This window comes from Gemmata obscuriglobus (assembly GCF_008065095.1).
GTDB classification, from domain to species: Bacteria; Planctomycetota; Planctomycetia; order Gemmatales; family Gemmataceae; genus Gemmata; species Gemmata obscuriglobus.
In genome coordinates, this window is sequence record NZ_CP042911.1 from 8,755,581 (window position 1) to 8,776,987 (window position 21,407).

General features: G+C 68.3%; 18 protein-coding genes. 9 read left to right on the top strand and 9 right to left on the bottom strand.

What is annotated here, in order from left to right:
* Positions 1-9 precede the first annotated feature (9 nt).
* Positions 10-498 (top strand): coiled-coil domain-containing protein, encoded by a 489-nt coding sequence (locus GobsT_RS36305; protein WP_010036016.1) that lies wholly within the window; start codon positions 10-12, stop codon positions 496-498.
* A gap of 320 nt (positions 499-818) precedes the next feature.
* Positions 819-1,691, top strand: a complete 873-nt coding sequence (locus GobsT_RS36310; protein WP_010036015.1) for an SDR family oxidoreductase — start codon at positions 819-821, stop codon at positions 1,689-1,691.
* Positions 1,692-1,891: 200 nt separating this feature from the next.
* On the opposite strand, the gene GobsT_RS36315 is transcribed toward GobsT_RS36310, so the two are convergent.
* Together GobsT_RS36315 and GobsT_RS36320 are read right to left on the bottom strand one after the other, a co-directional pair.
* Positions 1,892-2,347, bottom strand: a complete 456-nt coding sequence (locus tag GobsT_RS36315; protein WP_010036009.1) for a hypothetical protein — start codon at positions 2,345-2,347, stop codon at positions 1,892-1,894.
* A 24-nt stretch (positions 2,348-2,371) separates the two neighbouring features.
* Positions 2,372-2,722: an HPF/RaiA family ribosome-associated protein gene (locus tag GobsT_RS36320; protein WP_010036007.1), complete on the bottom strand. Its 351-nt coding sequence runs from the start codon at positions 2,720-2,722 to the stop codon at positions 2,372-2,374.
* Positions 2,723-3,287: 565 nt separating this feature from the next.
* On the opposite strand from GobsT_RS36320, the gene GobsT_RS36325 reads away from it, so the two are divergent.
* A complete protein-coding gene (locus GobsT_RS36325) occupies positions 3,288-3,503 on the top strand; it encodes a hypothetical protein (protein WP_232068448.1) in 216 nt (71 codons plus the stop codon).
* A gap of 691 nt (positions 3,504-4,194) precedes the next feature.
* On the opposite strand, the gene GobsT_RS36330 is transcribed toward GobsT_RS36325, so the two are convergent.
* Entirely contained in the window at positions 4,195-8,100 is a 3,906-nt protein-coding gene (locus tag GobsT_RS36330) for a hypothetical protein (protein ID WP_010036000.1), read from the bottom strand.
* Positions 8,101-8,300: 200 nt separating this feature from the next.
* Between GobsT_RS36330 and GobsT_RS36335 the strand changes: the two genes are divergently transcribed.
* The gene (locus GobsT_RS36335) at positions 8,301-9,665 is read left to right on the top strand and encodes a sensor histidine kinase (protein ID WP_109571384.1); all 1,365 of its coding nucleotides are present in this window, start codon (positions 8,301-8,303) and stop codon (positions 9,663-9,665) included.
* Positions 9,666-9,883: 218 nt separating this feature from the next.
* A complete protein-coding gene (locus GobsT_RS36340; protein ID WP_010035996.1) occupies positions 9,884-11,101 on the top strand; it encodes a pyridoxal phosphate-dependent aminotransferase in 1,218 nt (405 codons plus the stop codon).
* 157 nt (positions 11,102-11,258) lie between these two features.
* Here the strand turns inward: GobsT_RS36340 and arsB are convergent, their stop codons facing one another.
* The 3 genes from arsB to GobsT_RS36355 form a co-directional block, all read right to left on the bottom strand.
* Positions 11,259-12,365, bottom strand: a complete 1,107-nt coding sequence (gene arsB, locus GobsT_RS36345; RefSeq protein WP_010035994.1) for an ACR3 family arsenite efflux transporter — start codon at positions 12,363-12,365, stop codon at positions 11,259-11,261.
* Between the two features lie 74 nt (positions 12,366-12,439).
* Positions 12,440-12,835, bottom strand: a complete 396-nt coding sequence (locus GobsT_RS36350; protein WP_010035992.1) for an arsenate reductase ArsC — start codon at positions 12,833-12,835, stop codon at positions 12,440-12,442.
* A gap of 159 nt (positions 12,836-12,994) precedes the next feature.
* Positions 12,995-13,402: an ArsR/SmtB family transcription factor gene (locus GobsT_RS36355; protein WP_063744565.1), complete on the bottom strand. Its 408-nt coding sequence runs from the start codon at positions 13,400-13,402 to the stop codon at positions 12,995-12,997.
* Positions 13,403-13,549: 147 nt separating this feature from the next.
* Between GobsT_RS36355 and GobsT_RS36360 the strand changes: the two genes are divergently transcribed.
* The 3 genes from GobsT_RS36360 (at position 13,550) to GobsT_RS36370 (ending at position 17,244) form a co-directional block, all read left to right on the top strand.
* On the top strand, positions 13,550-14,464 hold the full coding sequence (locus GobsT_RS36360) for an alpha/beta hydrolase (RefSeq protein ID WP_010035989.1): 915 nt from the start codon (positions 13,550-13,552) through the stop codon (positions 14,462-14,464).
* An 819-nt stretch (positions 14,465-15,283) separates the two neighbouring features.
* Entirely contained in the window at positions 15,284-15,652 is a 369-nt protein-coding gene (locus tag GobsT_RS36365; RefSeq protein WP_148087998.1) for a DUF5684 domain-containing protein, read from the top strand.
* A 275-nt stretch (positions 15,653-15,927) separates the two neighbouring features.
* Positions 15,928-17,244 (top strand): DUF1501 domain-containing protein, encoded by a 1,317-nt coding sequence (locus tag GobsT_RS36370; RefSeq protein WP_010035984.1) that lies wholly within the window; start codon positions 15,928-15,930, stop codon positions 17,242-17,244.
* A gap of 87 nt (positions 17,245-17,331) precedes the next feature.
* Here GobsT_RS36370 and GobsT_RS36375 read toward each other — a convergent pair whose 3' ends face one another.
* The 3 genes from GobsT_RS36375 to GobsT_RS36385 form a co-directional block, all read right to left on the bottom strand.
* Positions 17,332-17,973, bottom strand: a complete 642-nt coding sequence (locus tag GobsT_RS36375) for a hypothetical protein (protein WP_010035982.1) — start codon at positions 17,971-17,973, stop codon at positions 17,332-17,334.
* A 212-nt stretch (positions 17,974-18,185) separates the two neighbouring features.
* Positions 18,186-19,475: an NADH-quinone oxidoreductase subunit D gene (locus GobsT_RS36380; protein ID WP_010035979.1), complete on the bottom strand. Its 1,290-nt coding sequence runs from the start codon at positions 19,473-19,475 to the stop codon at positions 18,186-18,188.
* Between the two features lie 24 nt (positions 19,476-19,499).
* Positions 19,500-20,339, bottom strand: coding sequence for an FkbM family methyltransferase (locus GobsT_RS36385; RefSeq protein WP_010035978.1), 840 nt, complete (start codon positions 20,337-20,339; stop codon positions 19,500-19,502).
* A 60-nt stretch (positions 20,340-20,399) separates the two neighbouring features.
* Between GobsT_RS36385 and GobsT_RS36390 the strand changes: the two genes are divergently transcribed.
* Positions 20,400-21,098 carry a GDSL-type esterase/lipase family protein gene (locus GobsT_RS36390; RefSeq protein ID WP_232068449.1) on the top strand — a complete coding sequence of 233 codons (699 nt, stop codon included), beginning with the start codon at positions 20,400-20,402 and terminating at the stop codon, positions 21,096-21,098.
* Positions 21,099-21,407: the final 309 nt, after the last annotated feature.

Here is a 21,407-nt window from a genome sequence, read left to right on the forward strand (position 1 = left end):
GAGGCCGTGATGCGCCGTCTGATTCTCGCCGCGCTTTTGCTCGCGCCGGTCGGCTGCCAGAGCGTGAAGGAGGGCGTGCTCTCCCCCGTCACCTCGCGCCTCGACCTCGCCAACGCCCAACTCGCCGCGGGCGTGCGCCAGGTGGAGATCGGCAACGCCAAGATCGACGCACTCGACGCGAAGCTGACCGAGACCAACCAGAAGGTCGCTCGGATTGAGAAGCAACTTGCCCAGACCGATGCCCGCATTCAGGACATGCAAGGCGATGTGAAGACCGCGACCGCGACCGTCACCCACGTCGATGCCACCGCGACCGAGCTGAACAAAACGGTGCGGTCCATGTCCGGCACGCTCGACGCGACCGGCAAGCGGATCGAGGTCATGGACGGGCGGCTGGCCGACGCGAACAAGAAGGTGGACGAGGTCAACAAGAAGATGGACGTGATCGTCGAGGCCGCAAAGAAGATCCCGGGGGTCGAACCGAAGAAGGACAAATAACGAACCGGGCGTGTGCCCCATCACACGCGAAGCACTTAACGCCCTCATTTCCTCCTCCCGCGGCCCTGCTCGCCCGCATTCGATCCCCTCGAATTTCTAGGCCGATCGGACAGCCCGGCCCGCTGCCCGGACTTCCGGCAAAGCCGTCGCCACCTGCGGCGCCCCTCCAGCCCGGCACCCACTTTGCAACCCCAGCCGCGTCCTTCGGCCGCCGGCGATCCACCTCCGTAGTCACCTGCGGCGCGTGTCGCCACGACCGGCGCGCGACGCATTGAACCCAGAACGACCGAACGTTCGAGCCTCCAACCGGAATACCGACCATGCCCCAAGACCCCCGCGAGCGCGGCCCGAAGGCCCCGCAACCGTCCCAGCAGCAAGACCCGCCCGGCCTGGAGTCCGAAATGGACCCGAAGCCGGACTACGGCGAAAAGACCTACAAGGGTTCCGGGAAGCTCAAAGGGCGAGCCGCACTCATCACCGGCGGAGACAGCGGGATCGGGCGGGCCGTGGCGCTCGCCTTCGCCCGCGAGGGCGCGGACGTGCTCGTCTCGTATTTGAGCGAGGAGTCCGACGCCAAGGAGACCGCCCGCGTCGTGGAGGCGGCCGGCCGGAAGTGCGTCACGGTCGCCGGCGACATCACCAACGAGGCCCACTGCAAGGCGCTGGTGGAGCGGGCGGTCAAAGAGTTCGGGAAGATCGACGTACTGGTCAACAACGCGGCCCACCAGATGGCCCGCGAGTCGATCGACGAGATCTCGACGGCCGAGTTCGACCGGACCATGAAGACCAACCTGTACGCCATGTTCTGGCTGTGCCGGGAGGCCCTGCCGTACATGTCCGCGGGGGCGACCGTGATCAACACGTCGTCCATCCAGGCGGACAGCCCGAGCCCCCAGCTCCTGCCCTACGCGGCGACCAAGGCGGCGATCCAGAACTTCACCGGCGGACTGGCCCAGATGCTCGGGAAGAAGGGCATCCGGGTCAACTGCGTCGCCCCCGGGCCGATCTGGACCCCACTCATCCCGGCCACCATGCCGCCCGAAAAGGTGAAGAACTTCGGCAAGGACATGGCCCTGGGGCGGCCCGGACAGCCGGCCGAGCTGGCCCCCGTGTTCGTGCTGCTCGCTTCCGACGAGTCGAGCTACATGGCCGGCGCCACGGTCGCGGTGACCGGCGGCAAGCCGCTCATCTGACCCGGGGCACGACATGGCGACGATCGGCTATCACTGCTCGCACGAGCAGTTTGCCGGGCCGAGCGGGCGGGGTTATGCGCGGCAACGGGCTCGGACCACTTTCACTCGAAGGGCGAGCGCCGGCCGGTTCTGGCTGGCCCCGGACCGGCCGAACTGGCCCTGACGTTCGTGTACCGCGCGCGGGAAATCCCCGTTCTGAGTCACCCCTCGAACGCCCGCCGGGCGGCGTCCAGCCGCACCGGTTCGAGTCGCTCCCGCTGTTCGTCCGCGCGCCGGGCGAGCAGGTCGTAGTCCGGGCCGCTGGCGGCGGGAACGAACTTCAGCGCCCGCCACAGCGCCCCCTTGCCGTGGATCCCGATGGCCACGGCTTCCAGGGATTCGAGCAGCTTGAGCCGGCCGCCCGACAGGTCGTCCACCGTCATCTTCAGCCGGGCGAACTTCTCCGCCACCCACGCGACCGCCTGCCGGGATGCGCTTTGCCTCGCGCCCAGCCGGGCGATCAGCGATTCCAGCTCCTTGCGGTCGAACTCGATGTCGTGGCGGAGGGCCTTCAGGAACGGGACCAGGTCCGCGTGCGCCTTCTCCAGGTGCTCGAGCAGTTCGAGCGCGGCGGTGGACCCGGACAGGTGGTCGTTCAGGTAAGTCGCGAGTTGCACGGCCGCCTCCCGGTTAGTGCCCGATCACATCCCCTGGTCGCCCGCCGCGGACGTGTGTCCGGCCCGGTCGTCCTGCCGGCCGAGTTGCTTCTCGATCACCCGCAGCACCCGCTCCACCGCGCCGTCCACCGCCGTCTCGACGTCCGCCGCAACGTCGTGGGCCGCGACCGCCGGGCGCCCGGCCAAATGCACCTCGACCGAGCACCGGGTGTCGATGCCGCCCTTGTCCGAGTTCACGTCCTCCAGGTACACCTCGACCCGCCGCAGGCGGTCGCCGAAGCGGTCGCCGATGGCGGTCTCCACGTCGGTACGGATGGACTCGGCGAACGCGGCGCTGTTGCGGATGTGGTTGTCGGTGCGCACTTGAAAGATCACGGCTCGCCTCCGAAATGAGTCGGCAACTCTGCTCTGAACCGCCATCAACCGGAGCAGACGGCGTGCCGGCCTCAACCGCCGCCGAACTCCTCCTCGACCTGCTGCCACCCCGCGGTCGTCGGGTACGTGACCATGCGAACTCGTGCCCGTGGCTCTCCTCCGGCGACAGCCACGAGAGCCGCCCGCCCCTTCCGTCAGTGTGGTCGCCAGCGGCGTACCCTTGAGCGCCGCCCACCCGCTTCAGTTCCGCGGCCGAGCGCAGCCGTTCACGTACCCTGCGTCCCGGTACGCGTCCACACACTTGATCACCCTTCGCACTGCAACCGTCGGTGCGAGCGATGACAAATGTGTCCGCGCCAGATTGAGCAAACGTCGGGCAGTAATCACGATGTCGCAGGACGAAACGAAGGTGCCGGTTGTGACGGCACCGCGATTGCAACGGACGGCCCCGCGTTCGTCGCCCGCCCCGTTACATTTCAGGAGAATCATCGTGGCAACCACAACGCTCAACAATCCGACCCGCGGAACACAGACACACGAGGCCGAACGGCACTCCGAGGGTCGCGTGGCCCGCAACATCGAGAACTACACCGCGCAAGTGCCGTCCGACTGGTTCCTGTGGGCCGCCGGAGCGTCCATCGTCGGGTCCCTCACCCTGCACGCTCTCAACCGCAAGGAGGACGCGCAGTTCGTGGGCCAGTGGGTGGCGCCGTTCATGCTCCTCGGCGTCTACAACAAGATCGTCAAGGTTTCCGGCTCCGACCGCGTCCACGGCTCCTGAATGCGGAGCGGTCCGGCACCGCGCGCCGGACCGCCTCGGCCCCTCACGTCCGCCTACCCCCGAACACTGATTCTGACTCGACACATGAGCTGAGTTGGTCGATGGGAACGTCTGTGCGAGAAGAAACCGGCACTATCAGCCGGGCGGTGGATGCGGTAACGTTCGCGCAGAGATTTAGCGTCTTCTCGAACGGAGGGCGCAAATTGTGCTATAGATTTTTTGCTCCTCGATCCACTCCTACCTGACCTGCACTGACTGCATGAAACCGACTCCCGATAAGATCCCGGCCCACATCTTCCGTCCGTCGCTGCTCGCTTGGCGGGCCGAATATCTTGCATCCAAAGCGGCGGCACCGAGGTCGGCCCCGAAACCGCCCCCGCAAGCCGCGCGTCAGGCGCCCGACTCTGCCGGGCGCCGCTGACCACTGTCACAGATTGCCTTACGTTTTGGTGCGGTTGCGACACCGTGCTTGTTGGTGTGCTTTCGCCCCGCAGGCGCGAGTGGGGCATTACGTGTGCGGAACCAGCCGTGACGAGCGGCCGCGCGATGTGCGGTTGTAGGACTTCGAGTCAAAAGTCGTCAGGTCAGCAAGTTGTAAAGTCACAAATCAGAACCATCACTGGATTTGCGACTCTACACTTTCGGCGATCGGACTTTCGACCCGAAGCCTGAGTGCGACGGGCTGTGCCGGCTATTCCCCCAGCCCTTTGTCCCACTCGTCCATTTGCTTTTCGAGTTCCTCGAACGTGAGCCCCGTGGGCGGGCCGGGGAGCGGCTCGGCCGTGCGGTCGCGGGTCTGGCGCAGCGCGTCTTCGAGCCGCCGCACCCACACCGGCACGTCCAGGCCCACCCCGCTGACGATCGCCTCGAGCGGTTCGATGGCGGTGCGCAGCCCGACGAACGCCGGGTTGCCCTCGACCTGGCCGCCGCGCGCGGCCTCGGCCGCCGCCGCCACCTGCGCCGCCGCGCGGTCGATCTCCAGCGGGCGGGTGAACCGCTCCTCGAGCCGGTCCCGGACGGTGCGGAGCTTCACCCCGTACCGCGCCTCGCGCTCGTTCAGCTCCTTGAGCAGTTCGTCGGCGAGTTCGACCGTCTTCTCCGCGATGAACGTGCGCCACCGCCCCGCCAGCGCCTCGTAGCCCCGCTGGCACAGGGCCTCGTGGGCCAGCGCGAGCGGCTTCATCCGCCACGCGAACCGGTCGTACCGCACCTTCAGGCGGAGCATGTCCAGCAGGATGTGGATGTTCTCGCCGTAGTCGGACTGCGTCGTCGTGGTGTTGTAGTCCCGGTACTCGTCGTAGTGCTCGATGAGCGCCTGGAGCACCACCTCGGCGCTGCGGGCGGTGCGTGCGCGGTCGAGGGCCTTGGCGTCCCAGTCGGCCACCAGCTTCGGGCGCTTCGCCCCGCGGTCGCCGCTCTCAATCTCGTGGTCGAGCCACGCCGACACGCCGCGCGCCAGAATCCCGCGCATGTTCGACAGCCCCAGGAACGGCACCGTGAACAGGTCGCTGCCGTACTTGGTCACGAACCCCTTCACCGGCTCCCAGTCGTCGTCGTCCGCGACGGTCTCCAGCACCGAGAGCCGCAGCGACTGGCTGTGCTGGTGCCACAGGTTCTGGAACTCGGTGGCGATTTTGAACAGCGCGTCGGCGAGCGGCCCCTCCTCGCCGGTCGCGTCCGCGTCCCACGTCGCGGCGGTGGCGAGCAGCGTCTCGACCACCCCCGTCAGCGCGGTGCGGAACAGTTGGTCGAAGCTGCTGACCCGCCGGCCCTCGGGCGGGTTGTTCCACTCCATCTGGCGGGCGATCTTCGTGAGCTGGAACGTCTCGCGCAGCAGGCCCAGCCGCGGCAGCCGCGTGACGAGGTCCTCGAGCACGCTCAGCGCCGTCTGGGCCGCGAGCACCTCGCGGGGGCGGCCCCCGTCGGACGGCGGGCAGTAGAGCAGCGGCTCGCGCCGGAAGTGCGCCGCGAACCCCGGGAGCATCGCCCGCACGCCGGCTGCGTCCCCGCGCCCGATCGCGCGCTCGATGCGCACCAGGAGCCCCTCCCACGCGGGCGGCGGCTCCGGCGCGCCGGCGGGCGGTTGCGCCCCGCTCGCCAGCTCGGGGCCGGTGGGGCGCACCGCGCTCAGCGCCAGGGCCGCCCGGCGCACGTCCACGCACGCCGCGACGCCCAGGTCGAGCAGGTGCCCCTTGATCGCTCGGCGGCGGTCGAACTCGATCATCCCCTCGTGCCCGCCGGACGGGTCCGGGACCGTGACCCCGGTGAGCCGGTCGAGGAACAGGGCGAGCGAGTCGTTGGCGCGCCGCGCGGCCGCGAGCCAGGCGCCGAGGGCCGGGTCGTCGGGCGGCCAGATGTCGGGCCGGGCGGCCCGGCGCCACAGCTTCGCGACCGCGTGCAGGAACCCGAGCCGGGTCTCAATCGCGTCCGCCTGCGCCTCCAGGCTGAACTCGCCGACGGGCTCCGGCGGGTCGCCCGCCACCGACCCGTCGACCCCGTCGTCGGTCGAGTCCTTGTAGACCATCCCCTCGTAGGCCGAGCCGAACGGGTCGTCGTCTTCGTCGTCCCCGTCGTCCCGCTCCGGGCGCGCCTCGAGCCACTCGTGGGGGGCGCTCCAGTCCTCGCCCGCGTTCGCGTCCAGCAGCTCGAAGAACCGCTTGAGGAGGGGGCCGCGGTCGGCCGGGGCGGACGCCAGCACCCCGCGGACCCACCGCTCGGCGAGCGCCTCGAACGACGCCCCGGGCTCGTCCAGCGGGACCGTGTCGCTCTCCGACAGCCAAGTCATGAGGAGCCCCAGCGCGGCCCGCCACTCCCGCCGCTCGAGCAGCGGCTCGAGCACCTGGGCGAACGCCGCCGGGCTGGTGAACCCCTCGCGGTGCTGCCGCCAGAACCCGACGTCGTTGGAGCTCGGCTTGCGCCGCGACCACTCGGCCAGCGCGGACGCCACGTGCTCCGCCGCGTCCGCCCGCTCGCCGCCCACGATCCGGGGCAGGTCGCTCACGGTCGCGGTGGCGAACCGGTCCCACCACCCGGCGAAGTCGCGGGTGCGGGCCACGAGCCGCTCGCGGGCGGCCCCGTCGTCGGCCAGCGCCGCCGCCGCGCTCGCCCGCGCGTACAGCTCGAGCTGGCGGCCGGCGATGTTGATCAGTTCCTCCGCCCGCGGATCGCGGACCGTGTCCTCGCGCCCGGGGAAGATCGGGAACAGCCCCTGGTAGCCGAGCACGTTCCACGGGTCGATCAGGGCGCCGCAGTCGATCCCGCGCTTCAGCAGGTCCTCGACCTCCGCGAGCAGCGGCGCGGCGGCGGCGGGGCGGTTGCGGTCGGCCGCGAACCCCGCCTCCGTCTGCCGGATGCGGATCTCGGTGCCGAACCGCACGGCCGGGGCGTCGATCTTGCGCGCCTGCTCGCGGGCCGCCGCCGGGTACCCCATCGCGGCGTAGAACTGCGCCAGCCGGCGGTCCTGGAGGTGCGCGGCCCGCTGCGTCGAGATCGCCTGGTTCAGGAACTGCCGCACGCCGGCGAACGGCTGCTTGCGCTTCTCGGCCTCGGCCCGCAGCCGCTCGCCGTGCGCCCCCGGGAGCTGCTTCAGGAGCCGCTGGTAGAACGCGTCCCGGTACCGCGCGATGCGCGGGACGAGCCGGGAGAGCGTGACGGTGGAGTCGTGGAAGTTCGGCCCCGCCCCGCTCACCCCCGCACCCATCAGGATGGTGCCGGCGAGCACCGCCGCCGCCTCGAACAGGCGCTCGCCCTTTTCGGTGCTGCCGGGGGTGACGCCCGGCGTGACCCAGGTGAGCAGGGTGTCCAGGGTCATCTGCCGCAGCACGAACCGGCGGAAGTACCCGGCGCCGTCGATGGTGTGCGGGTCCCACTCGCCGAACAGCACGTTGGGCCGCTTGTTCACCGGGTGGAAGTGGTCGTGCGCCCGCGGGTCGAACGCCAGCTCGTCGAGCCGCTTCGGGTCGAAGCTGGCCTCCTCGAGCAGCGCCGGGTCGGTCTCCTCCAGCAGCTTGAGCGCGGGCCGGACGATGTCGGCGTAGGCGCCCGGGGCGACCCCGGCGCCGGCCAGGGCCAGCGGCACCGGGCGCACCTTCTCGTGGGGGTAGTACTCGGTGTTCGGCCGGGTCTCGAGGATCGCGATCGGGCGGTACCCGACGTAGTCGTTGAGCGCGTTGAGCGCGCCGGCGACGACCCGGTCGGGCTCGTCCCACGGGCCGCCCTGTTTGAGCACCGCCTCGCAGCAGCGGGCGAGGAAGAACGGCCCGAACAGGGTCGCGTCCGGCTGGTGGGCGAGCTGGTCGGCGTGGTGCGCGCGGTACGCCGCGGGCAGCCGCACGAGCGCGGCGTCGAGCGCGGCGCGGGCCTGGGCGGGGTCGCGGAACGCGGCCGACCCGCCGGCCTCCAAGGCGCCGAGTTCGTGGGTGAGCCAGGCCATGAGCGTGCGCCACGGCGCCGCGTCCCCGCTCTCGAAGAGGCGGGCCCCGGCGTCGGCGAACCCCTTCTGGAACCGCGGATCCGGTCGCCCGTCGGAGAAGTTCAGGTAGCCGAGCAGTTTGGCCGGGTCGGTTCTGCGGGACAGTTCGTGAAAGATGCCGTCCATCCGCCGTGCGTTCCTTACTCAGTCGGGCCGGGGCCAGCGCCCCGGAACTCTACCAGCATAAAACAACATCGCGGGGCGCGAAAGCCCCGAAGCGTGCCAATGTGGCGCCGAGTGGTCCATTCTACGCACCGCACGGGCACCCGCGCGGTTCGTCCGGTTCTCCGGCCGAAGCGGGTGCCCGGAACCGGAACCGTGCCCCGATGCGCCTGTCGCTCCGCTACCGGCTGCTGCTCCCCCTGGCGCTGCTCCTCGTCGGGGACGCGGCGGCGACCGCGTGGGCGGCGGCGCACGCGGCCCGGCACGCCGAGCGGCAGCTCGCGCAGCAGCAGTGGGCCATCGTCCGCACCCTCGACGAGCCCCGCAGCACGTTCCCCCTCACCCGGCCCGTGCTGGAGCAGATGCGCGGGTTCTCCGGGGCGCACTTCATGTTCGTCCCGGCCGGCGAGCTGCCGCGCGAAACGGTTTCCACGTTCGGCGAGCCGCAACCGCCCCCGACGGGCGTCCCCCGGGCGGTCCCCGCGACCGCCGCGGACGGCCCGCAGCTCGGGCCGTCCGTGGTGGTCGCGGGGGAGGAGTACCGGTGCCTGCGGGTCGCGCTGCGCGAGCAGCCCCAGCCCCGGCGCGGGGACCTCTATATTTTTTTCCCCGAATCGTTGCGCCGCTCCGCGGTCGCCGACGCCGTCCGCCCGCTGGTGTTCCTGGGCGGCGCGGGGGTGGTCGCGGTGGTGCTCGCGTTCGCGTTCGGGTCGCGCCTGGTGCGCCGGGTCCGCGCCCTCGGCGCCCGCACCCGGCCCATCGCGGCGGGCGACTTCCGCCCGGTGCCTCTGAGCGGCCCCGACGACGAGCTGCGCGACCTCGGCGCCGCCGTCAACGAGATGGCCCGGCGCCTGGCGGCCTTTCAGGAGGAGTTCCAGCGCACCGAGCGGCTCCAGGTGCTGGGCCAGTTCTCGGGGGGGCTCGCGCACCAGCTCCGCAACGCCGCGGCGGGCGCGAAGCTCGCGGTGGAGCTGTTCCTCGCGGAGAACCCCGGCGCCGACCCCGAGCCCCTCCGGGTGGCCCTCCGGCAACTGGCCCGCATCGAATCGAACCTGCGCCAGTTCCTCGCGCTCGGGAAGCCGCCCCAAGCGGAACGCAAGGCGTGCGACCTCGGGGAACTCATCGGCCAGTCCGTGAGCCTGCTGAAGCCCCAGTGCCAGCACGCGGGCACGACCATCGAGTGGGAGCCGGCCGCCGAGCCGGTGGTCGTGACGGGCGACCCGACGCAGCTCGCGCACCTGTTCGGGAACGTCATCGGGAACGCGGTCGAGGCCGCCGGCCCCGGCGGGGCGGTGCGCGTCCGACTGACCCGCGCGTCCGGCGCGGCGCGCGTCGAGGTGAGCGACACGGGACCGGGGCCGCCCCCGGCGATTGCGGAGAAGCTGTTCGACCCGTTCGTGACCGGCAAGGAGCAGGGCATCGGCCTGGGGCTGGCGGTGGCGAAGCAGTCCGCCGACGCGCACGGCGGGCGCGTTGCGTGGGCGCGGGCGGGCGACCGCACCGTGTTCACGATCGAGTTGCCGGGATAGCCCCGCTCCGGCGCGGGCGGAAACGGCTGGCGGTCGCGGCGCCGAACCGCTGGCCGACTCCGGCTTTCCGGACGGCCCGCGCAGTGCGGCCGGTGGCCCGGAAGCCTTATCGGCCCGCGGTCGCGGCTTACTCTGTCAGCTCCCACCGGCACGGGAGCCGATACCAGTTGAGTGAGGCGCCCGGTCGCGCCTCGCACCACCACGCAACGAAGGTCCACATGCTCGCGAGCCGCGTTCAGCACTTCTCCGAGTCCGTGATCCGCGAGACGAGCCGGATCGCCCAGCGGTACGGGGCCATCAACCTGGGCCAGGGGATGCCCGACTTCGACCCGCCGGACGAAATCAAAGAGGCGGCGTGCCGCGCCATCCGCGACGGGTTCAATCAGTACGCCGTGACGTGGGGGATCGCGCCGCTCCGGCAGGCGATCGCGGCCAAGATGCGGGCCTTTAACGGGCTCCCGTGGGCGGACCCCGACGAGCACGTCACGGTGTGCTGCGGCGCGACCGAGTGTATGATGGCCACCATGCTGGCCCTCGTCGACCCGGGCGACGAGGTGGTGATCTTCCAGCCGTTCTACGAGAACTACGGGCCGGACGCGAAGCTCACCGGGGCCACCCCGAAGTGGGTGCCGCTCCGCGCCCCGGCGTGGAGCGGCGGTGACGCTCGGGCTTCCGGGCGACCGGCCGCGCGGGACACGTGGGGCTTCGATCCGGACGAGTTGCGGGCGGCGTTCTCCCCGAGAACCAAAGCCGTCATCATCAACACCCCGAACAACCCCACGGGCAAGGTGTTCAACCGCGCGGAACTCGAGACGATCGCGGGCCTGTGCCGGGAGTTCGACGCGGTCGCGATTTCCGACGAGATCTACGAGTACATCAACTTCACCGACCGGCCGCACGTCAGCATCGCCTCGCTGCCCGGCATGGCGGAGCGCACGGTCACGATCAGCGGGCTGTCGAAGACGTTCAGCGCAACCGGGTGGCGGTTGGGGTACTGCGTCGCGCCGGCGGCGATCACGGCCGGGATTCGCAAGGCCCACGACTTCCTGACGGTCGGCGCACCGCACCCGCTCCAGGTGGCCGGGGCCGCGGCGCTGGGGCTGCCGCAGTCGTACTTCGACGGGCTCCGGGAGCACTACCGGCACCGCCGCGACCTGTTCCTGCCGTACCTGGAGCGGGCCGGGTTCGGGGCGCTGCCGCCCGACGGGGCGTACTACGTCATGGCCGATTTCTCCGCGCTGAGCGACCTCGACGACGTGTCGTTCGTTCGGCGGATGATCGAAACGGTCGGCGTGGCCGGTGTGCCCGGGAGCAGCTTCCACGACCCGAAGGAGTTAGGCCGGAAGTTGGTCCGGTTCATGTTCGCCAAGCGCGACGAGACGCTGCACGCGGCCGGCGAACGGTTGCTCGGGCTGCGCGAGAAGCTAACCGATTAACTCCACCGCGGTCGCGCGAGTTGTCCGCGGAGCGCGGCGCGCGATCGGCCTAAGGGTTAGGCGAAACGCCAACGTAGCAAACGCGTTCGGCAGCCTTGGATTCGCGGCACCTGGCGCGCGTCGGTCACCTTCACACCGCGCTGGACCAAGTTCGGTATCAGTGCCGGTGCGGTTCCGCTGAGGCGAACCAGCCGCGTGTTCGGTTGCACGCGGCGCACACCGACAGCATCACCGGCACCTCGACCAGCACCCCGACCACGGTCGCCAGCGCCGCCCCCGAGCCCGGGCCGTACAACGCGATGGCGGTCGCGACAGCCAGCTCGAAGAAGTTACTCGCCCCGATCAGCGCACCAGGCGCGGCGATGTTATGCGGCACCTTGAACAACCACATCAGCCCGTAGGCGAGCGACGCGTTACCGTACACCTGAATCAGGATCGGAACGGCGATCAACGCGACGTGGAGCGGGTGCGCGAGAATGTTATTCGCCTGAAACGCAAAGATGAGCACCAGCGTGCCGAGCAGGGCCGTCACCGCGAGCGGCTGAAACCGGGGCAGCAGTGTACCCTCGAACCACTCCTTACCGCGTGCCCGAACGAGCGCGACGCGAGCGACCGCGCCGGCGGCGAGTGGCACCACGATGAACACCGCCACGGCGGTCAGCAGCACCTGAAACGGCACGGCCAACCCGGACACGCCGACCAGCAGCCCGATAACGGGAGCGAACAGCACCAGCATGACGAGGTCGTTCACCGCCACTTGCACGAGCGTGTATGCCGGGTCACCGTCGGTCAGGTAACTCCACACGAACACCATCGCCGTACAAGGGGCGGCGGCCAAGATGATGACACCGGCGGTGTACTGCTTCGCCAACTCTTCGCCGATGAGCGGCAGGAACAGCACCTGGAAAAACAGCCACCCCAGCGCGAACATGCTGAACGGCTTCACCGCCCAGTTCACGAACAGTGTGACGGCCAGCCCCTTCGGCCGGCGGGCGACGCCGGCGAGAGACGAAAAGTCGATCTTCATCATCATGGGCACGATCATCAGCCAGATCAGCACCGCGATCGGCGCGTTGATCTGGCTGCCGGACCCGAACTCTAATCCGCGCAGCCCGTCGGTCACGGCCGGCAGGATGCGCCCCAGCAGCACGCCGACGGCCATGCACAGCACGACCCAAACGGTCAGATAGCGTTCGAACGCGCCGAGCCGCTTCGGGCCGGCCGCGATAGGCGCCGGCAGGGGGGGCGTTTCCGCAGTCGTCATGCGTGCTCCGGAGGCGTGCGAAACAAGATCCAGAGTTCAAAGTTGGGGACCGGTTCCGTCAGCTAGGCAGTGTGTCAGAGCGAGGCGAGTAGGTCCTTCACCTTGCGCTCGATGAGGTCGCGAACCTCGCGGTACCGCTCGGGCGGCATCTCCTTGGGGTCGGGAATCTGCCACTCCTCACGCCGCCCGGCGCGGACGTGCGGGCACTCGTCGCCGCAGCCCATCGTGACGGCCACGTCGATGTTCTGGCCGTTGAAGTCGGCGAGCGACTTCGAGGTGTGGGTCGTGAGGTCGTACCCGACCTCCTTCATGAACTCGACCGCGCGGGGGTTCACCCGACCCGACGGCCGCGAGCCGGCGCTGCTCGCCTCCACGCCGGCCCCGCCGTGGAGGCGGGCAAACGCCTCGGCCATCTGGCTGCGGTTGGAGTTCTCCACACACACGAACAGCACACGCTTCTGCCCCGCCATGACGCCCCCTGCGGAAACAATTATCCCACCTACACACGTCAACCAGTCCATACACCCGCTCACGGCCCCTTGACTGCCGCACGGCACCGCCCGGATGCCCGCGTGCTCTCCGCTCAGCCCACGCGCCGCGACGCCCCGTACGTTTCGCGCACGACCGCTTCAATCTTCGACACGACACGCCGCCGAAGCGGCCGAATCGCCACCCTCTTCCATCAGGCAAAGGGCGAGATCCAAAAGAGGGGCGACGCACCCGTTGACCACGCGGTAGAACACGTTGTTACCGTCCCGACGGGCGGCAATCATGCCTGTGTCGGAGAGCCTGACGAGTTGATTTGAGACCGCCTGCGGCTTCATCCCGAGAGCTTTGGCCAGATCGGTCACGTTGGCCTCGCCGCTGCGGACGATGTGATGAAGCAAACGGACGCGCGTGTCGTTGCCAAGCAATTTGAACAGCCCCGCCACTTTCACGCCCTGAACGAATGAAAGAAGGGGCCGGCTCTTCAAGCCAGAACGTGGCGGACAACAATTCTCCGTGACCTCGGTTTTGGTCTGGTGTTTTTGTTGCAATTGTGGTCCCCCTTACACCCCATTTATACACGACATCGTGTATTGGTGACAAGGGCATCTTACGGGTTTTGACGCGCTACCTGTTGATCCCACCGCCGTGTATCATCGGAGCGGTTTCACCCGCTCGTAACCCCCAGGCGTGTATCAATGCTCTCCCGCTCCCTTCTCGCCGCGCTCGCGGCTCTCGCCCTTGTACCCACTGCGCGCGGCCAGGACGGCCCCGTTCGCACGGAGGACGTGATCTACGGGCGCAAATACGGCCTCGCGATGACGATGGACGTGTTCGCGCCGAAGGATAAGGCGAACGGACGGGGCGTCATCTGGTGCGTGAGCGGGGGGTGGTTCTCGAGCAAGGAAACGGTGCCGGCCGCCGGCGTCCGCGTGTTCACCGACCGCGGGTACACGGTGTTCGCGGTGATCCACGGCAGCCAGCCGAAGTTCACGATCCCGGAAGTGCTCGACGACATGCACCGGGCGGTGCGGTTCATTAAGGCGAACGCGAAGAAGTACAACGTGGACCCGGACAAGTTGGGGATCGCGGGCGCGTCCGCCGGCGGGCACCTGTCGCTGATGCAGGGGTGCGTGCCCAAGGAGGGGAACCCGAAGGCACAGGATTTCGTCGAGCGGCAGTCGTCGAAGGTGGCGGCGGTCGCGTGCTTCTTCCCGCCCACCGACTTCCTCAACTACGGCAAAGAAGGAAACGTCGCACTCGGCGAGGGGACACTCAAGAACTTTCGCCCGCCGTTCGACTTTTGGGAGCGCGATGAGGAGACGAACAAGCTCGTTGTGATCGCCGATCGGGAGCGGCGCAAGGCGATCGCGAAGCAGGTCTCGCCGGTGTACCACGTGACCAAGAACTCGGCCCCGGCGCTGATCGTCCACGGCGACGCGGACACCCTCGTGCCGATCCAGCAGGCCGAACTCATCATCGCCAAGCTGAACGAGAACAAGGTGCCGTGCGTGCTGGACGTGCGGAAGGGCGCCGGACACGGCGGCCCGGCGTTCGCCAACGACCTGAAGGGGTTCACTGACTGGTTCGACAAACACCTGTTGAGCAAATAGTGCTACTTACAGTGTTTCAATTTTTGCCGTTTGTGCGCCCCTGTGTTAGCAGGCGGGTGGGACCCGAGTGTGTTCGTCCGGGTGATTATTCTCGTTGCGGCTGTCGTCAATTTGATACGACTGGAGTAGCGTTGACTCGCGCGAGGAGGAGGGGCCGTGCTCTCTCCCCCTTGCGCGCCTCAAAGTGCGTTCTCCAGGTCCGCAGCCCCGATCCTCAAGGCGATTCCGCGGACCACGTACTCGGCGGACCCGAAGGTGTTCGAGTCGTCCTTGGTCGCCAATAAATCGGCACGCCCGCCGGAAGGGATGTCGGAATCACAACCATCTTTCCGTTACGACGACAAAAAAGCCACGGTCTTATGTGACGCCCTCCCGCTGGGTAAACTCCGGTGGCTGGGCGGTTGTGTTCGGAGGGTGAACCAGTTAAGATTGTGAACTTTAAACGTGTCGTGGATGTGCTCCATCCGCGCGATCGATCTGGAAATGCCGCTACGGACATCACGACGGCTACCGAGGGCAACGCGGTCGGCGTGGTAGCGACAATGACGGAAGCGACAGCGACGACGGCCCAGGCGGTGGGTAACCGTCAGGCCGGTGCAAGAACTCGCCCGTAATAAATGTACTGTCATGCGCCTCCTTGGCGAACAGGTCCGGTGGGGCACGTTGCGGCCCTCCGCTGTGGCCACATTTGCCGTCTCGTCATCTAAACCGTTAAGGTGGCAATATTTCTGACGAATGCTGACACTTTGGCGGCTCACGCACTGCGCGAGCGGGTGCAAAAGCGAGTCGTTCGGTTCGCCGGTTCGGGGGATTGCCCGCGTGGATGATCTGACGTGGTACTTGTTGGTCTGGGGGGCGGTAACCGTCCCGGGCGTACTGATCGGCTGGCTGAGAGTGTTCCCCAAAGCCGGGCAGCCGGGATGGGCCGCCTTGGTTCCGTTCTACAACATCTATGTCCTCATCGTTGGCGTCGCGAAGCTGAGCCTGCTCTGGTACGTGCTCATCTTCGTGCCCGTGGTCCAGGTGATCGCAGCCATTCTCGTGAACCTTGAGGTCGCGAAACGGTTCGGCAAGAGTGAGACGTTCGGGCTCGGGTTGACACTTCTTGGTTTCATTTTCTACCCGCTCCTTGGGTTCGGCTCGGACCGGTATCAGGAAGCCGGAGCAACCCCGCTCGACCGGCGGTAAGGGTCGGTTCGAGCGGCCGGCAGCAAGTCATAACTGCGAGAGCAAGGCGCGGAAACGTCCGAGATGCCGACCGGGCCGTTTGTAGCCAAACGCGTCCGCTTTCCGCCGCGTGTGCCGAAGTTGCCTGTTCCGCGGGACGCAACATCAGGGTAAACTACGGGAAGGTAGAAGTTCTCCCCGCCGCGCTATTCCGACCCGCCGTGCGCCGACTTAAGTAGGTATCTCGTTCACCCGCTACTCGCTTCTCGACACAGAACCAGCCCGGAGCCGTTCCGATGATCGATGTCGTGCTGAACCGCCAACCGCACGCGAACTGTACGGGCACCTCCCGCCGCGACTTCCTGCGGGTCGGGGCGCTGGCCGGGTTGTCGCTCCCGTCGCTCCTCCGGGCGGAAGCGCGGGCGACGTCTCCGGCGGCCGGCGCGCGGGCGAAGTCGGTGGTACTGGTGTTCCTCGGCGGCGGACTTTCGCACCACGACAGCTTCGACCCGAAGCCGGACGCCCCCGACGACGTGCGCGGAAAGTACGCCACCATCCCGACCGCCGTTCCGGGGCTGCGGATCAGCGAACGGCTGCCCCGGATGGCGCAGGTCATGAACCGGCTCGCGCTGGTCCGCTCGGGCGCCCACAACAACGACCACCACGAGACCGCGACCAACTGGGTGCTGTCCGGACGGTTCGGCACGCCGTTCGGCGACTACCCCGCGGTCGGCGCGGTGGTGGCGCACGAGACGGGTTTCAGCGGGACGCTGCCCCCTTACGTGGCGGTGCCGCGGAACCCGTCGTTCACGTGGGAACTGGGCAAGAGCGCGTTCCTGGGCGGGCGGTACGAGTCGTTCAAGGCCGGCGACCCGAGCCAGACGAACTACAAAGTGCAGGACCTTTCCTCCGAAGCGGACGCCAAGAAAGCGGCACGCCGCGACACACTCTTGAAGGCCGTCGACGGGCTCGCGCAGAAGGTGGAGGGGAACGACCAGATCGCGACCTACGACGAGTTCCACGCCCGGGCGCGCGAGATGGTGCTGTCGACCGAGGCCCGCAGCGCGTTCGCGATCGAGCGCGAGCCCGAGAAGCTGCGCGACCGGTACGGCCGCAGCACCGCGGGCCAGTCGATGCTGCTGGCCCGGCGCCTGGTCGAGAGCGGGGTGCGGTTCGTGACCGTGAACTACGGCGGCTGGGACCATCACGGGAAAATCTTCGAGGGGTTGGACAAAAAGCTCCCCGAGTTCGATCAAGCCGTTTCGGCACTCGTCGAGGACATGAGCGCCCGCGGGACGTTCGAGAACACGCTGCTGGTCGTGATGGGCGAGTTCGGTCGAACGCCCAAGATCAACAAGGACGCGGGCCGCGACCACTGGGGGCAGGCGGCCTCGCTGCTGTTCGCCGGGGCCGGCGTGAAGCCGGGCCTGGTCCTCGGAAAGACCGACCGCCAGGGCGCCTACACGACCCAGCGACCGGTGACCCCGGCGGATGTCGCGTACACGATCCTGGACACGATGGGGATCGATCCGCGGAAGCAACTCACAACCCCGGACGGCCGGCCGCTTGAGGTGCTGGATCAAGGCGAGACCGTGAAGGAACTGTTCGAGTGACGGCTTCCGAAACGCGATCGCGTTGAAGCAGCCCGTTGCAACGGGGCCGGACCATCCGGCCCCGGGGAACGGACCGGTTCGGCGCGGTTACGCGGCGGCGCACGATCGTCCCTGGCGGCGCGTGCGAGCGGCCAGCCAGAGCCCGCCGAGCAGCACGCCTGCGGTGATTGCCAACCCTGCCGCGACGCCCTTGGGCGGAACTGCCGATCCCTCTTTTTTTGGGTTGGCCTTCGGCTCGTCGTACCCCTCGCCCTCAACCTTCTCCTTAACACCGGTCTTGGCGTCGATTGCGGTGACGGTGTGCGTCCACTTGACCGAGTTGCCTTTAATCTGATCCGATACCGTGGCCGTGCTGGCGAAATCGAGCCGGTGCGCCCCTTTGACCTTTTTCGCCTTTAGCGCGTCGAACAGTTCGGCGTCGGTTTTAAACTCTTTGGCCGCGTCTTGCGGTACGGCGAACAGGGAGACGAGCGCCCGCCGCCCGCCCGCCGCCATCGCTTTCGCCTGACCGGCGGTCAGTTCCAACTTCTCGTGGGTGAACTGTGGCGCCCCGAAGCCGCTGCTCACTTGCTGAACGAACACGTACCCGGTCACGTCCTTACCGAGCACGACCTCGTTGGTCACGGACACGTACTTCTTGCCCTTCGGCGGGGGCGGTGGTGGCACGTCGGCGGTGGCGGCGCTGGCGAGCAGAAGCACGACAACGAGCGTGGGTAGCAACTTCTTCATGGAAGGTGTTCCTGATAGTCATGCCGGGACCGTTACCCAATCAGACGGGGGCCGGACTCGTTCGGATTGGACGGCGACCGCAGTCCGGCGGGTGAAGCACGACGGCGGAAAACGTCCCGCCGCGTACTTCGTCGCGGGGAGGAACGGCCCCATGTCGGCGCACGCCGGTGCCGCGGTCAGTAGCGCAGTAACCAACGTCAGCGGTATAAGCTTCATCGATCGATCTCGCCCATGACCACGTCAATGCTCCCAACGATTGCTGGCACGTCGGCGACGAGGCACCTCTTGCACAGTTCGCCCGCCACGCTCAGGTTCGCGAAACAGCTCGACCGCGCCCGCACCCGGAGCGGCACGTTCTCCTTCGCCGGCCGACCGACAATATGGAACCCCATCTGCCCGCGCGGGCACTCGGTTTCGACGTAGCACTCGCCGGGGCTGAGGTGCCGCGGCGGCTCCACCCGGTGCGCGTACCGGGTGCGCATCAGCTCCGCGAGCGTGGCGTCGTCGGCCTTCGCGTCGTCGGCGGACAGCGTCGGCTTACGGACCGCGAACTCGGCCTTCGTCTTCTCGCCCTCGGCGTGGAGGGCGTCGTACCGCGCTGCCGCTTGCTCCACGATCTTGATCGCCTCCACGACCTCGAGCATCCGGATGTAGAACCGGTGCCAGCAGTCACCAACGACCGCACCCGGCGGCGCGCGGTCGAACGGCGGCAGCGGCACGTCAAAGGTGTACTGCTCGTAACCGGAGTACGGCTCGGTTTTGCGCAGGTCCCACGGCGGGTCGCCCTTCGTGCGGTCGAGCGACGCGCGGAGCATCGGCCCGGTGCAGCCGTAATCGAGAGCCATCTCCTTTGTGAGCACGCCGATAGCAGCGGTGCGCTTCACGAAAATGTGGTTGTCGGTCAGAAGCGCGTGGTACTCCGGGATGCGGGGTTTGAAGTAGCTGACGAAGGCGCGCACCCGGGCGGTGAAGTCCGGCGGCAGGTCGTCGTGCGCGCCGCCAATCGTCAGGTAGCTGTAGGTGAGCCGGGCGCCGCACACGTCCTCGAAAAGGTCCAGGATGTGCTCCCGCTCGCGGAAGGCGTACAGGAACGGGCTGAACGTGCCCAGATCGAGGCCGTAAGCCCCCATCCCGACGAGGTGCGAGGCGATCCGGTTCAGCTCCCCGATCAAAACGCGGATGACCTGCGCCTTCTCGGGCACCTTGAGCCCGCACAGCTTCTCGACCGCGAGCGAGAACCCGAGGTTCATGTTCATCGCGGCGAGGTAGTCCATCCGGTCCGTGTACGGGATGAACTGGATCGGCGTCACGTTCTCGCCGATCTTCTCGGCGCACCGGTGCAGGTACCCGAGGTGCGGCGTCACCTCCGTGATCACCTCCCCGTCGGTGCGGAGCACCAGGCGCAGCACCCCGTGCGTGCTCGGGTGCTGCGGCCCCATGTTGACGAGCATCTCGTCGGTGCGGACGTCGAACTCGATGACGGTCTGGTCTTCGGGTGGCACGGGAGAGGCCCTTTCGGCTCGGCATCACACCTTGTTCAGTACCCGCTTGTCCATGAAGAGCGCGTTGGGGAACGTCAGCCCGCGCAGCTCGTAGCCCTTCTCGGCGAACAGTTGGCTCACCTCGGGCCGGTGAGCCAGCGTCCCGGTGACCAGCGTTTCGACGCAAATCACCTTCGGGCGGAACCGGCCGAAGTCGAGCGTTTTCAGCACCGCGAGGTCGAGCCCCTCAATGTCCACCGAGAGGAAATCCGGTGCCGCCCCGCCGAAGTGGTCCGCGATCACCCGGTTGATGTTCAGCAGCGGCGTCTTGACCACCCGAACCAGCCGGTGCTCGGTGGTGCGCTCCAGGTGCTCAACCTGAGCCTTGTCGAACGTGTTCAACTGGTCCGCGGTCAGCACGTAGTAATCGGCCTCGGTCGCGTCTGTGACGCCGATGCCGGCCGCCAGCACCGTGTCACCGGGGCGCACGCTTTTGAGACGATCGGTGTAAGCCACGTTCGGTTCCACGAGCACGCCGCGTGCGCCGCGGGTGTAAAACAGGTACGTGTTGTTCGACGCCACCGGGTCGTACGCGCCGACGTCCAGGTAGGTCGGCTTCTCGACCCGCACCGACGCCAGCAGCCCGCCCGCAACGATGTCTTCGCCGAACTGGGCGTAAGACAGCTTCGCCTCGTTCGGCATCGCCGGCGCGGGCTCGGCCGGCGGCTCCGGCTTCGGGCTCCATGCCCACCCGGACGGCTTGGCGGCGGCGAGCCCACCGGCACCGCCGACCAGCCCGGCCGCGCCGCCGAGCAACCCGCCGAACAGAAACGAACGCCGCGGCGGGGGCGGCGCAACGGGAGCAGAGGGCGAGATCGGTTCCATGTGGCACCGCCTGGGGTCGGTTGGTGGTGGCGATTGTAGCGTGAGCGGACGCGGTGCGATATGCTGTACCCACTCCCTCCCGTACCGGAACCCGAACCGATGCTCGCGCTCGTGCTCGCTTCGACCCTCGCCGCCGACCTCCCGGTCGCGCCCCCGCCGCGCCCCGTGGACCCGTTCGCCAAGTGGGAGAAGAACATTCTCGCGCACGAGAAGCGGCTGACCGCGGCCCCTCCCAAACCCGGGAGCGTGTTCTTCGCGGGCAGTTCCAGCATCGTGGGCTGGGACGTGAAGAAGTTCTTCCCGGGCGCCGGTTACATCAACGTCGGGTTCGGCGGCTCGGTGATCGCGGACAGCACCCACTTCGCGCCCCGCATCCTGACCCCGTACAAGCCCGGCACGATCGTGTTCTACGCCGGCGACAACGACATCGGCCGCGGGATCAAACCCGAACAGGTGGCGGCGGACTTCAAGGCGTTCGTCGCGGCGGTCCGCAAGGACAACCCGTCGTGCCGGGTGCTGTTCGTCGCCGTGAAGCCGAGCCTCGCACGGTGGAAGCTCTTCGAGGCACAAAAGAAGGCTAACGCCCTCGTTCGCGCCTACTGCGAGAGCGAGACCGGACTGGTGTTCGTGGACATCGTTCCGCTGATGCTCGGTTCCGACGGCAAACCGGTTGCGGAACTGTTCGTGAAGGACGGGCTGCACATGACCCCCAAGGGCTACGAGTTGTGGACCGCCGCAGTCAGTAAAGCGCTGCGCTGAAACATTTTCCGCATGCACCTCCGGCCCCCGATGCCCTTGCCCTTGTTGGTTCGCCGGGGCACGCCGGTAGGTCCGGGGCACCCGATATCGCGTGGTGGCAGCCCCCCAGCGAACCGCCAGCGAGTTGCCAGTCCAGCGGTAGCGGGTGTCCACTCGGAGTCCCATCGAGCGCCCTCCCGCTCGGCACTGTGCCCCCCCGTTACAGTGCCCGGTGCGAGTTGAGAAGAGCGCTCCACCCGCCACAATTCAACCGCCATCCCAGCAGCTCGGGCTTCCCAGCCCGACTGATCGAGCGCAACAGAAGCCCAT